The organism is Campylobacter sp. MIT 99-7217, from assembly GCF_006864365.1.
Lineage (GTDB): Bacteria > Campylobacterota > Campylobacteria > Campylobacterales > Campylobacteraceae > Campylobacter_D.
On record NZ_QHLJ01000016.1, the window covers coordinates 1 to 13,111 of the forward strand.

Genomic DNA, 13,111 nt, shown 5'->3' on the forward strand with positions numbered 1-13,111 from the left:
GGCACAGGACTTTTTAAAACTTGTGCTTCTGTTATGGTTGGAACTTTGTATAAAAAAGATGATCCTAGGAGGGATTCAGGATTTACTATCTTTTATATGGGTATAAATTTAGGAGCTTTTATTGCTCCTTTGATTTGTGGAGCTGTGTATCAAAGCTATGGGTGGCATTTTGGTTTTGGAATGGGTGGTATAGGCATGCTTATAGCCTTAGTAATATTTTATTTTAAAACCATACCTGATTTTAATGAATTTCATCAAAAAGTAGGCTTAGAATACGACTGGCTCAAGCCTCTTGAACACAGCAAATACGCTAAATCTATCCTTGCTCTAGGGCTAATTATCTTATTTGGCTTTATTTTCATGGTTTTTTCGGGCTTTATCGAGCTTAACCCCGTATCTTTAAGCAAAAAAATGATTTTTATCATCTTAAGCTTTGCAGGAATTTACTTCTTATATCTTTTATTTTTTACAAATATTAGCAAAGAAGATAAGAAATCTTTAATCGTATTTATCATTTTATTCTTAGCTGCAGCATCTTTTTGGGGTGCTTTTGAGCAAAAACCTACAACTTTCAATCTCTTTGCTCAAGATTTTACCGATAGAATGATATTTGGTTTTGAAGTTCCTACTCCTTGGTTTCAGTCTTTAAATCCTTTATTTATCATCATTTTAGCTCCTATTATCGCTGCTATTTGGATAAAACTTTCTAAAATGGGCTTTGAAATTTCTTCTATTACTAAATTTGGACTTGGAGTTTTAGGAGCTGGTCTTGGTTTTGGCATTATGATACTTGCTTCAAAAAGCGTTTTAGCAAACAACGGCGCTAGTGTTTCTATGCTTTATATCACTATAAGCATTTTATTTTTAACACTTGGAGAGCTTTGTTTGTCGCCTGTTGGACTTTCTATCATGAGTAAAATAGCTCCTAAAATTATCAAAAATCAAGTCATGGGGCTTTGGTTTGTAGCCTCAGCTCTAGGTAATATCGTTGCTGGTTTGATCGGTGGAGGCGTTGATCATAAAAATATCGCTTCCTTACCTGATCTTTTCCAAACTTGCATGTTTGTTTTATTTGGAGTTGCTGTGCTTTTGTTTATCTTAAAGCCTTTTATAGCAAAGATGATACAAAAAATTTAAACAAATTGCCAAGGAGTCTATTTTGCAAAATACAGAGCTTGATAGAAGCTTTTTAGGACACCCTAAACCCTTGTTCAGTCTTTCTATGACTGAACTTTGGGAACGATTTTCTTTTTATGGGATTCGTCCCTTACTCGTGCTTTTTATGTCCGCTACTTTATTAAATGGTGGACTTGGCTTTAGTAAGGAAGAAGCAGCTGCTATTGCAGGTATATTTGGAGGTTCTTTATACCTTGCTACTTTACCGGGTGCTTGGGTAGCTGATAATTTTCTAGGACAAAACAAATCAGTACTTATAGGTTCTATCATCATAGCCTTAGGGCATTTGAGCATAGCCTTGTCGTATTATTATACCCCTATGTTTTTTATAGGACTTGCCCTCATAGTCATAGGCACAGGACTTTTTAAAACTTGTGCTTCTGTTATGGTTGGAACTTTGTATAAAAAAGATGATCCTAGGAGGGATTCAGGATTTACTATCTTTTATATGGGTATAAATTTAGGAGGCTTTATAGCTCCTTTAGTTACAGGCTTCTTACAAGTTCAATATGGCTGGCATCTTGGCTTTGGTATTGGTGGATTGGGTATGCTTTTGGCTCTTCTTATCTTTGTTTTTAAAACCATGCCTGATTTTAAAGAATTTGACGAGAAAGTTGGCATAAGCGAGGCTTGGAATAAGCCTTCTAAAGAGAATAAAAAAGCCTTTTGGATAGTCTTTGTTTTTGTTCTTGCGTTTTTTGTCTTTGTTTTTTTGATCCTCACAGGTTTAATTAAGCCAAATGCCCTATCTTTAGCAAAAAATATGGTAAGTATCGTTTTATGGAGTGCAGGAGCTTATTTTATCTATCTTTTTTTCTTCTGCTCTTTAAACTCACAAGAAAAGAAAAATCTTATCATCTTTATCGTATTTTTTTGTGCGTCATCAGTTTTTTGGTCTGTTTTTGAGCAACAATACACAACTTATAATTTTTTTGCAGATAAGCTAACAAATAAAAATATTTTTGGCTATGAAGTACCAACAACTTGGTTTCAGTCTATAAATTCTTTATTTATTATCATTTTTGCCCCTATTGTGGGAGCTATTTGGGTATTTTTAGCGAGAAAAGGATTTGAGCTTTCTTCTTTGAGTAAATTTGCTCTTGGACTTATTTTTGCTGCTCTTGGTTTTATCGTTATGGCTTTTGCCACAGAACAACTTATCAGTGTAAATGGCGGAATTTCAAAAGCTCAAGAACTCATTGCCTCAGGACAAGGGATATTAGCTTCGGCTTGGTGGATAGTGTTGAGTTTCTTCTTTTTAACACTTGGGGAGCTTTGTTTGTCGCCTGTTGGACTTTCTATCATGAGCAAGATTGCTCCAAAGCTCATTCAAAGTCAAGTCATGGGGCTTTGGTTTGTAAGTATTTCTGTTGGTAATGTCATGGCTGGACTTATCGGTGGAAAGGCTAATGAAGAAAATTTAGCTGATTTGAGTGGCTTATTTTATGAATGTGTTTGGATCTTGCTTATAGTTGCGGCTGTATTATTTATCTTTAAAAAGATTATACAAAAAATATCTTCAAAGGAATAAAAATGAATATCTACCAAGAAAGAACTCAAAATTTACGAGCATTGATGCAAGAACACAAAATCGATGCTTTCATCATCTTAAGTGCTGATCCTCACTTAAGCGAATATCTGCCTGATTATTATAAAAGTAGGGTTTTTATGAGTGGTTTTAAAGGTTCGGTTGGCACTCTTGTTTTTACTCAAAAACAAGCCTATTTATGGGCTGATGGAAGATATTGGTTACAGGCTGAAAAAGAGCTTGTAGGAAGTGGCATTAGCTTGCAAAAACAAGATTCAAAAAATACCTTCTTAACTTGGCTCAAGGAAAATTTCGATAAAACACAGCAAATAGGTGTTGATTTTTCTGTTTTATCTTTGGAGCTTTTTAAGGAGCTAAAAAAATTTACCACCCCTATACATAAAGATCTTGTGGGATTGTTTTGGAAAGATAGACCAAAATTGCCACAGGCTCAAATTTATGAACATGAGGAAAAATACTGCTCACACACAAGAAAGGAAAAACTTCAACTTATAAGAGAACAAATGAGCAAATTTAAGGCTCAAAATCATCTTATTTCTAGTCTTGATGATATTGCTTGGATTACTAATCTAAGAGGGGCTGATGTGAATTTTAATCCCGTTTTTTTAAGCCACTTGTTGATACTTGAAAATGAAGCCTTGCTTTTTGTGGATAAAAACAAGCTTTCTAAAGAACTTGAAAAAAAACTTGAGCATGAGGGCTTTTTAGTCAAAAACTATGATACTTTAATGCAAGAACTACAAAAACTTCAAAACACAAGCCTTCTTGTTGAGCCTGCAAAAATGACTGCCTTACTCATACAAAGCCTTGATCAAAGTGTGCAAATCATCGAAGCAATCAACCCAAGCACTCATCTTAAAGCAAGAAAAAGTTCTAAAGAAATAGCCTTTATACAAGAAGCTATGATAGAAGATGGTATAGCCTTGTGTAAATTCTTTGCTTGGCTTGAAGAGGCTGTGGCTAAAAATGAAAAAATCAACGAGCTTGACATAGATGAAAAAATAACTGCATTTAGAGCCTTAAGTCCGCTTTATATTAGCAATAGCTTTGCCACCATAGCAGCCTTTAATGAAAATGCGGCTCTACCTCACTATAAAGCAAGTAAGGAGGGTTTTTCTTGGCTTGAAAAAGACGGACTTTTGCTTCTTGATTCTGGAGCACAATATAAAAATGGAACTACAGATATCACTCGTGTTGTTCCTATTGGAAAGATCAATAAGGAACAAATTCATGATTATACTCTCGTTTTAAAGGCTAATATAGCAATGAGCAAAACGATCTTTCCAAAAGATATCGCAATGCCTTTACTTGATAGTATCACAAGGGCTAGTTTATGGGAAGAACAGCTTGATTATATACATGGAACAGGACATGGAGTGGGGTATTTTTTAAATGTCCATGAGGGTCCTCAAGTACTTTCATATTTTGCACCTGTGCTTGAAAAGACGAAAGCAAAAGAAGGCATGATCACTTCCATAGAGCCGGGCATTTATAAGGCTCATAAATGGGGGATAAGGCTTGAAAATCTCGTTGCTCATACTCAGGTAGAAAATCCTAAAAATAAAGAATTTGGAGAGTTTTTATACTTTAAAATTCTTACTCTTTGTCCTTTTGAACCAGATTTTATAGATTTCACCCTTCTTGATGAAAAAGAAAAAACATGGTTGAATGCTTATCACAAGAAAGTAGAAGAAAAACTTGCTCCAAGACTTCAAGATGATAAAAAGGCCCTTGAGTGGCTTAAGAAAAGAACGGCAAAAATTTAATGGCAAGCTCTTTTATAGCCAGCCTTTTTTCTTAAAATACACTAAAGGAGCGATGATAGAAACCACCATAGCTAAGATAGCTATGGGGTAGCCATAACGAAAATGAAGCTCTGGCATAAACTCAAAATTCATACCATAAATCGTCCCTATCACAGTAGCTGGCATCATGGCAACTGTTGCAACGGTAAAAAGCTTGATTGTTTTATTTTGCTCGATATTGATTTGGCTTGCGAGTATGGTTTGGATATTATCTAGGACATTGATTTGAGATACATTAAACTCAACTAGGGAATTTAAGTCTTTTAAAACTATGGTTAAATTTTGTTTGATATCTTTGTCGATTTTATCGCTTTTGATTAAAGAAGTCATGGTTCTTCTTTTATCAAATAAAGAATTTCTTACCCGCATATTTAACTCTTGCAAAGATGAAATTTGCTTGAGCATTTCATCATAAGAAAAACTTGCTTCTTTTAAGAGCTTTATCCTAAGTTTTCTTGCTTCTTTGTCTATCCACTCAAGAATATCCGCATCCTTTTCGACACGAATTTCAAACATTTTATCGATGATATCATAGCCATCTTCGAAATTTTTTGGGCTTGCAAGTATCCTCGTTTGCATTTCTTCAAAGATTTTAAAATCATTAAATCGTATCGTAAAAAGGATATTTTGAGTTGTCATGAAAGTAAGTGTTTGATTGGCTAAGTCTTGCTCATTATTTTCAGCTCTCATTAAAAAATGTGTATTAATCGTGATACTTTTACTATCTTCCCAATATCTTGCACTAAGTTCTATCTCTTCTCTTTCTTCTTGGGTTGGAATTTCGATGTGATATTTTTGGGTGATATAAGCCATTTCTTGAGCGTTTGGGTGAAACATATCTATCCATAAGATATTTTCTGGCAAACTATCTTTAACTATATCAAAGGTAAATTTTTTTACTAGAGCATTTTGAGTTTTTGTATAGATATAAAGCATGACTTTTCTTTCTTTTATCATGGTAAACTTGGGAGCAACAAGGATTTTATAAATTTAACTTAGCATTTTATAACCATGACTTAAATTTGATAAAAATACGCTAGAATGGTGGCTCCGATTGGACTTGAACCAACGACCACCACCATGTCAAGGTGGTGCTCTACCAACTGAGCTACGGAACCAAACTTTATTTCAAGCTTACCAGATTTAATTTGGTGGAGCATAGCGGGCTCGAACCGCTGACCCCAACGCTGCCAGCGTTGTGCTCTCCCAGCTGAGCTAATGCCCCTAAAGTAAGGTTTAATTATGCCTAAAATTACTTAAATTTTCTTTTAAATCATATCGATTTATCGTTTTTTATGATTAAAATGATTGATTATGGCAGACAGGAAGGGATTTGAACCCTCGAAGGCTTAGCACCTTACACGCGTTCCAGGCGTGCTCCTTCAACCGCTCGGACACCTGTCTAAAAGCCCAAATTATACAATACTTTTTTAAATTTACAAAAGGTATTTTTGCCTTTTATGCTTTTTTTATATTTTTATATAATAAAATATATGTGTAATTTAGAAACATTAATGATAAATTTAGACTTTATATATATTGTTTTTAAGCTTTTTTAAACTAGAATAGTCTTTTTTAGATTTTATTTAAAAAGGGAACAAAATGAAAAGAAGAGACTTCTTAAATGGTATGGCTTTGAGCCTTGCAGCAAGCTTAACTCCACTAGAATTACTTTTTGGTAAAGAAGCTAAGGTGCAGATGCTTGATAACTATCCTCCTGCGCTTTTAGGACTTCGTGGGAGTACAAATGAGAGTTACGAATTTGCTCATATGCTAAGAGATGGGGAAAGCTTTGATTTTTCAAAGATAGATCCTGAAGAAGAATATGACTTAGTTGTCGTTGGAGCAGGACTTAGTGGCTTGGCTGCGGCATGTTTTTATCAAAACAAATTTGGTAAGGATAAGAAAATTTTACTTCTTGATAATCACGATGATTTTGGTGGGCATGCAAGAAGAAATGAATTTCAAACCAAAGAAGGCATGATACTAAGCTATGGAGGTAGCGAGAGTTTTCAATCCCCAAAATACCTATATTCTAAGGAAGTAAATGGCTTACTTACAAGCTTAGGTGTAGATATAGATGGGCTTGGAAGAAATTTTGATGTCAATTTTTATCCTGATTTAAAGCTTTCTAAAGGCGTATTTTTCAACAAAGAAACCTTTGGTGTTAATAAAGTTGTCAATGGTAATCCAAGAAAAATCATTGCCGATGATATACCAAGAAACAGAAATAATGCCAAGAGCGTAGAGGATTTTATATCAGAATTCCCTATGCAAGAACAAACCAAAAAGGATTTAATCGATCTTTTCAATAGCTCTAAAGATTATCTTGCTGGTATGAGCAAAAAGCAAAAAGAACAATACTTGCTCAAAACAAGCTATAAAGACTTTTTAAAAGATAAAGTTAAACTCAGCGAAGAGGGGATAAATTTCTTTGAGGGTATGACTCACGACTTTCTAGCTCTTGGTATTGACTCAGCACCTTGTCATGATGCAAGATTTTGCTTTATGCCGGGATTTGAAAATATGGGACTTGATCCAATTGATGGCACAGAACTTGCAAAGATGGAAGAACCTTATATTTATCACCCTGTTGATGGCAATGCAAGTGTGGCAAGACTTATGGTTAAAAGACTTATCCCTGCAGTTACAAACAATGAGCTAAAAAATTTAGAAGATGTTACTGTGGCTAAATTTGATTATTCTAAGCTTGATTTGGCTACAAATAATGTTCGTTTAAGACTCAAAGCAACTGTTTTAAACGCTGAAAATATCAAAGGCGGTGCAACTGTATCGTATATGAGTGGGGTTGATAGAAAAATGCACAAAATCAAGGCAAAAAAGGTTGTTATGGCAAATTATAATGCTATGATACCTTATATCATACCTACCCTACCACAAAAGCAAAAAGATGCTCTTGCCTTAAATATCAAAACTTCTTTACTTTATACAAAGGTGATTGTAAGAAATTGGCAAAGCTTTATGAAACTTGGTGTGCATGATTTTCATGTTCCAAAAATGCCTTATGCTAGGGTAAAGCTTGATTATCCTGTGGATATTGGCTCTTACAAGCACCCAAGAGATCCTAAAAAGCCTATTTGCATACAAATGTTTGGTTCTCCACAAGCCTTTATAGAGAAAGAAAATATAGACACTCAAGGACTTGATGCAAGAGCAAAGGCGAGATTGGGTAGAAATTTACTCTTTACAATGAGCTTTGAAGAGATAGAAAAAAATACACGCAACCAACTTCAAGCTATGTTAGGTGGTGCTGGGTTTAACCATAAAAAAGATATTTTGGCTATTACGGTTAATCGCTGGGCACATTGTTACTCTTATGTGTATAATTCCTTGTATGACGATGAAAAACAAAGCCAAAAAATCATCAATCTAGCAAGAAAACCATTTAAAAACATTACCATAGCTAATTCAGATGCTGCTTGGATACCTTATATGCACGCAGCTATTGATGAAGCTTATAGAGCTGTAAACCAGCTTTAAGTCCTTATCCTTAGCCTTGCTAAGGATAACCAACCTTTCCTCGTGCAAAAACCGCTACTATAAAAAATGTCAAAAATATATAGAAGAAATCAAAAGTGGTATCAAGGGGGAGACTTGAACTCCCGACCTCCGGCTTATGAGACCAGCGCTCTAACCAGCTGAGCTACCCTGACTTAAAATTAAACTCGCATTGTATCTTAAATTTACTAAAAATTTGCTGATTTTAAAAAGTTTGCAATATTTTCAAACATACAAAATAAAAAAACCAATTTTTTAAATAATATATTTTTATTTAAATTTAATAAACAAAGAAAAATAAGATATAATACCTTCTTTTAAATATATAAGGTCTCAAGGAAAAAAATGAAAATCATCAGTATATTTTTGATTTTATCACTCAGCTTAAATTTACAAGCAAATATCTTTACCGACAAAGAAGAAGCGAGAAAAACAGGCGATGTACTTAAGATAGCTGTGCCACTTTATGGAGTTGGCTTGCTTTTTTATAATGATGATTTAGAAGGCTTTGTGCCTTATGCTATAAGTCTTTTAGCTGCTCAAGGAAGTGTTGAGGTTCTAAAACGCGTCGTGCGAGAAAAAAGACCTGATAAAAGTGATGATCTTTCCTTTCCTAGCGGACATAGTGCGGGTGCATTTTCAGGAGCTACTTTTATACACAAAAGATATGGTTTTAAACAAGCTGCAGTTCCTTATGTTTTAGCAAGCTATGTGGCGTATTCTCGTGTTAAAGCAAGAAAACATTATACGCATGATGTTTTAGCAGGTGCTGCTTTGGCTGGAATTTCAACTTTGATTTTTGTAAAAAAAGCTCCAAATTTAAGCTTAGAGCCAAGAAGCGATGGTTTTTTCTTAAGATATGCTAAACGCTTTTAGGCTATGTTTGTAAGCATTCTTCAAAAACAAATTGATGTTCCTTTGGCAAAGCATTAAAAAGAGCTTTTGCGAGTTCTTGAATTTCCCATAAGGCACTTTTTGAACTTCTTAAAAAGATGAAATTTTGTAAAGATCTTGCATTTATGGTCCAAGTAAGTTCGGTTTTATAGCTTTCTGGCAAGCAGTATTTAGCTATATCAAGGCTAATGCTTTCTTGCAAGATCAAACGCAAATTTTCAAGGGCTTTAATGCTAGCATTATCAACCTTTTCATTTTGAGTTAAGACAAGATATCTTTCAGCCCTTTTAAAATCAAACTCTTTAAACTCAGCCTCATTTCTAAGCTCTTTAAGTGTATATCGTGTGCTTTTTACACTAAGGCTTGCGTGGCGGTGGCGTGCAAGCTCTTGAAGCAAGGCTCTTGAAATGCCTTGTATATAAAAGGTATAGTTTAAATGCTCTAAGGTGGAAGCGTGTTTGAATTTATTGCCTACTCTATCGATAAGCTCTTTATCTTTTTCTCCTCCATTATCTCCTTTTTCAAAGCTTTGCCAGCAGGTGCGAATGGCATGAGAACAAACATTTAAAGCTGTATGAGAAAGTAGAGTAATTTGCATAAAAAATCCTTAAAAAATTTAGAAAATCGGCTAAATTCTATCAAATTTTGCCTTGAAAATCTTTGAAAAAATTTACAAACTAATAAAAATAAAAAGTTTAATGAGTTATAATTAAACAAAAAAATGAAAGATTAAAGAATGAAGCAAACCAAATATATTTTTATAACAGGTGGGGTTTTAAGCTCTTTGGGTAAGGGCATTGCCGCTGCTTCTATTGCTACAATTTTAAAAAATTCAGGATTAAAGGTCAGTATTTTAAAGGCTGATCCTTATATCAATGTAGATCCCGGGACTATGAGTCCTTTTGAGCATGGGGAAGTTTTTGTTACAGATGATGGGGCTGAGACTGATCTTGATTTGGGTCATTATGAGAGATTTTTAGATGAAAATTTAAGCCAAGATAATAACTTCACCACAGGCAAGGTTTATCAAAGTGTGATAGAAAAAGAAAGAAGGGGAGATTATCTAGGAAAGACTATACAAGTTATCCCTCATATTGTTGATGAGATCAAAGAACGCATTATCAAAGCTGGACTAAACAAAGATATACTCATCGTTGAAATAGGAGGAACGGTTGGCGATATAGAGGGACTTCCTTTTTTAGAAGCTATCCGTGCTTTGCGTTTGGAAGTGGGCAAGAACAATGCGATCAACATTCATCTAACCTTAGTGCCTTTTATCAAAGCAGCTGGAGAACTTAAAACTAAGCCCACTCAGCACAGCGTTGGCGAACTTCGCCGTATAGGCATAAGCCCTGATATGATCATTTGCCGTAGTGAGAAGTCTTTAGATAGGGATTTGAAAGAAAAAATCGCTATTTCTTGTGGGGTGGATAAAAATTGCGTCATAGAAAGCGTTGATGCGGCAAGCATTTATCAAATCCCTTTAAATTTCTTAAAACAAGATATTTTAGATTCTATAGCGAACTTACTTGATCTTAAAAATCTCAAGCCAAATATGGAACTTTGGGATAATTTAGTGAAAAGAGTTATCGCTCCAAGTGATGAAGTGAAAATCGCTTTTGTTGGAAAATACATTGATCTAAAAGAAAGCTATAAAAGCTTAACAGAAGCGATTATTCATGCAGGAGCAGCCCTAGATACAAGGGTAAATTTAAAGTGGATTGATAGTGAAAAACTTGAAAGCTTAAATGAAGAAGAACAACTTAAAGATGTGAGCGGGATTTTGGTTGCTGGGGGCTTTGGGGTTCGTGGGATCGAAGGGAAAATCAAAGCTATTCAATACGCAAGAGAGCATAAAATCCCCTTTTTAGGAATTTGTCTTGGTATGCAACTTTGTTTGATCGAATTTGCAAGAAATGTCTTAAAGCTTAAGGACGCAAATTCAAGCGAATTTGATGAAAAATGTGAAAATCCTATCATTTACTTGATCGATGAATTTATGGATTCAAATGGCACAAAGCAAATCCGCACAAGAACAAGCCCACTTGGTGGAACTATGAGGCTTGGTGCTTATGAATGCAAGATCAAAGATCATACTCTTTTAAGTCAAATTTATGCAGGCAAAAAAAGTATCAAAGAAAGACATAGACACCGCTTTGAAGCCAATGTTAAATACAAAAAAGCCTTTGAGGAAAAAGGCTTGCTTATAAGTGGCGAAAGCAAGGGTTTGATAGAAGTTGTTGAGCTTAAGGAGCACCCATTTTTCCTTGGCGTGCAGTTTCACCCTGAATTTACTTCGCGTTTAGTTCATGTTAATCCTGTGATTTTATCATTTATAGAGGCAGCGTTAAAACATGCTCACCTTAAGTAAAAAAGATATATTTGAACTTTTGCAAAAAAGGTTTGAAAAGGATCATTGTTTTAGTCTTTGTGATCTACCCTTGCCAAGTTGTTTTAAAGATATTTTTAAGGCAAGCAATCGCATAAAAAAAGCTATTGAGCAAAATGAAAAAGTTGCTATCGTTGGGGATTATGATGTTGATGGCGTGATTTCTTGCGTGATTTTAAGTGAATTTTTTGATGATATAGGCTTTGATTATGTGGTAAAGATTCCAAACCGCTTTAAAGATGGATACGGTCTTAATACAGAAATAGTTCAAGATCTTATAAACAATGATATCAAACTCATCATTACCGTGGATAATGGCATGGCTGCTACTGAGGCGGCAAAGCTTTGCAAGGAAAAAAATATCGATTTGATTATAACCGATCACCATATGCCTTTGGAGGTTTTGCCTGAGGCTTTTGCTATTATCAATCCCAAACAAGCAGATTGTAATTTTCCTAAGGTTGAAATTTGCGGTGCTGAGGTGGCTTGGTATTTGGTGGCTGGGATAAAAAGCGTTTGTAAGCTTAAATATGACATGTGCAAATTTATCGATCTTTTAGCCATAGCCATAGTTGCTGATATGATGGAACTTAGAGATTTAAACAGAGCCTTAGTTAAGCAAGGCTTAAAAAATTTAAATCTTTCTAAAAGACCTGCTTTTAAGGCGATAAAAAGTCATTTTCAAAAGGATAAATTTGAGTTTGATCATATCGGCTTTTTAATCGCTCCTTTGTTAAATTCAGCCGGAAGAATGGATGATGCAAGCTTATCATATAAATTTTTACATACAAAAGATCTTAATGAAGCTCAAATTTATCTCAAGCAAATCATCAATTTCAATGAAAACAGAAAAGAAGAAGAAAAAAATCTTTTTGAAGAATGTTTAGAACAAATCAAAGAAGAAGATCATGCCATTATAGTGAGCAAAAAAGGCTGGCATGAAGGAGTTTTGGGCATAGTAGCAAGCCGTTTGGCAAGACATTTTAACAAGCCCGCCTTTGTCTTTAGCGAATTTGATGACAAAGCAAAGGGAAGTGCTAGAAGTGTTGGCAAAATAGATATTTTAGCCCTTATTGAGAGTCAAAGAGAACTTCTTATGGCTTTTGGGGGACACAAGGGTGCTGCTGGACTTACGATAGAACAAAAAAATTTGGAGCTTTTTAAAAAAAATATTGATACGATTTGTAAGGAATTTAAGGAAGAGGATTTTTTAAATACAGAAGAAATTTTAGGCGAATTAGATCCTAAAGATGTGGACTTTGAGCTACTCGAACTTTTGGAAAATTTTGAGCCTTATGGGCATAAAAATCCAAGACCTTTTTTTAAGCTTAATAAAATAATAATCAAAAATATCAAAACCATAGGCAAGGACGAAAAACATTTTAAGCTAATCCTAACGCATCAAAATCTACACCTTGAAGCTTTGTATTTTAACTGCGACAAACAGCTTGATGTCGGCAGCGAAGTTTCGTGTATAGCTAGCGTTTCTAAAAACTCCTTTAGAGGTCTCATCACGCCTCAACTCATCATCAAAGAGCTTTGCTCAATTTAGTCTTCCGCCCTGCGACCAATGAAGACTAAATTTTTGCACTTTTAAGGATAAACTAAGCAGGGCTTACTTATAATTTTAGTAACAAATTTTTAAGTATTAGTTCTCATCTAGTTTTAAGGACTATGATGAGGACTACTAGAATTATCATAAAAGCGATAATTTCGTTCATCTTAACCTCCTTTCAACTTTTTCAAGTCTTCAGTTGGTTTTCCTTAAAAGTGAGTTAT

At 34.6% G+C, this 13,111-nt stretch carries 9 protein-coding genes and 4 tRNA genes; 7 read left to right on the top strand and 6 right to left on the bottom strand.

The window, feature by feature from the left end; all coding sequences use genetic code 11:
* From DMB92_RS08910 to DMB92_RS08920, 3 genes are all read left to right on the top strand, one after another.
* Nucleotides 1-1,137: peptide MFS transporter (locus DMB92_RS08910; RefSeq protein ID WP_142682706.1), on the top strand; the 1,137-nt coding region annotated here is incomplete at its 5' end.
* Between the two features lie 85 nt (nt 1,138-1,222).
* Entirely contained in the window at nt 1,223-2,707 is a 1,485-nt protein-coding gene (locus DMB92_RS08915) for a peptide MFS transporter (protein WP_409513407.1), read from the top strand.
* A 2-nt stretch (nt 2,708-2,709) separates the two neighbouring features.
* Nucleotides 2,710-4,491 (top strand): aminopeptidase P family protein, encoded by a 1,782-nt coding sequence (locus tag DMB92_RS08920; protein WP_142682709.1) that lies wholly within the window; start codon nt 2,710-2,712, stop codon nt 4,489-4,491.
* A 12-nt stretch (nt 4,492-4,503) separates the two neighbouring features.
* Here DMB92_RS08920 and corA read toward each other — a convergent pair whose 3' ends face one another.
* From corA to DMB92_RS08940, 4 genes are all read right to left on the bottom strand, one after another.
* Nucleotides 4,504-5,466, bottom strand: a complete 963-nt coding sequence (gene corA, locus DMB92_RS08925) for a magnesium/cobalt transporter CorA (protein ID WP_142682711.1) — start codon at nt 5,464-5,466, stop codon at nt 4,504-4,506.
* A gap of 106 nt (nt 5,467-5,572) precedes the next feature.
* Nucleotides 5,573-5,648, bottom strand: a tRNA-Val gene (locus tag DMB92_RS08930).
* Nucleotides 5,649-5,679: 31 nt separating this feature from the next.
* A tRNA-Ala gene (locus DMB92_RS08935) sits at nt 5,680-5,755 on the bottom strand.
* Between the two features lie 90 nt (nt 5,756-5,845).
* Nucleotides 5,846-5,934: transfer RNA gene (locus tag DMB92_RS08940), tRNA-Ser, on the bottom strand.
* A gap of 198 nt (nt 5,935-6,132) precedes the next feature.
* On the opposite strand from DMB92_RS08940, the gene DMB92_RS08945 reads away from it, so the two are divergent.
* The gene (locus DMB92_RS08945) at nt 6,133-8,031 is read left to right on the top strand and encodes an NAD(P)/FAD-dependent oxidoreductase (protein ID WP_142682712.1); all 1,899 of its coding nucleotides are present in this window, start codon (nt 6,133-6,135) and stop codon (nt 8,029-8,031) included.
* A gap of 96 nt (nt 8,032-8,127) precedes the next feature.
* Here DMB92_RS08945 and DMB92_RS08950 read toward each other — a convergent pair.
* Nucleotides 8,128-8,204: transfer RNA gene (locus DMB92_RS08950), tRNA-Met, on the bottom strand.
* A gap of 190 nt (nt 8,205-8,394) precedes the next feature.
* On the opposite strand from DMB92_RS08950, the gene DMB92_RS08955 reads away from it, so the two are divergent.
* A complete protein-coding gene (locus DMB92_RS08955; RefSeq protein WP_142682713.1) occupies nt 8,395-8,925 on the top strand; it encodes a phosphatase PAP2 family protein in 531 nt (176 codons plus the stop codon).
* Nucleotide 8,926: 1 nt separating this feature from the next.
* Here the strand turns inward: DMB92_RS08955 and thyX are convergent, their stop codons facing one another.
* A complete protein-coding gene (thyX, locus tag DMB92_RS08960; RefSeq protein WP_142682715.1) occupies nt 8,927-9,541 on the bottom strand; it encodes an FAD-dependent thymidylate synthase in 615 nt (204 codons plus the stop codon).
* Between the two features lie 138 nt (nt 9,542-9,679).
* Between thyX and DMB92_RS08965 the strand changes: the two genes are divergently transcribed.
* Together DMB92_RS08965 and recJ are read left to right on the top strand one after the other, a co-directional pair.
* A complete protein-coding gene (locus DMB92_RS08965) occupies nt 9,680-11,314 on the top strand; it encodes a CTP synthase (protein WP_142682716.1) in 1,635 nt (544 codons plus the stop codon).
* A complete protein-coding gene (recJ, locus tag DMB92_RS08970; protein WP_142682717.1) occupies nt 11,298-12,884 on the top strand; it encodes a single-stranded-DNA-specific exonuclease RecJ in 1,587 nt (528 codons plus the stop codon). Before DMB92_RS08965 ends, recJ begins: the two co-directional genes overlap by 17 nt.
* Nucleotides 12,885-13,111: the final 227 nt, after the last annotated feature.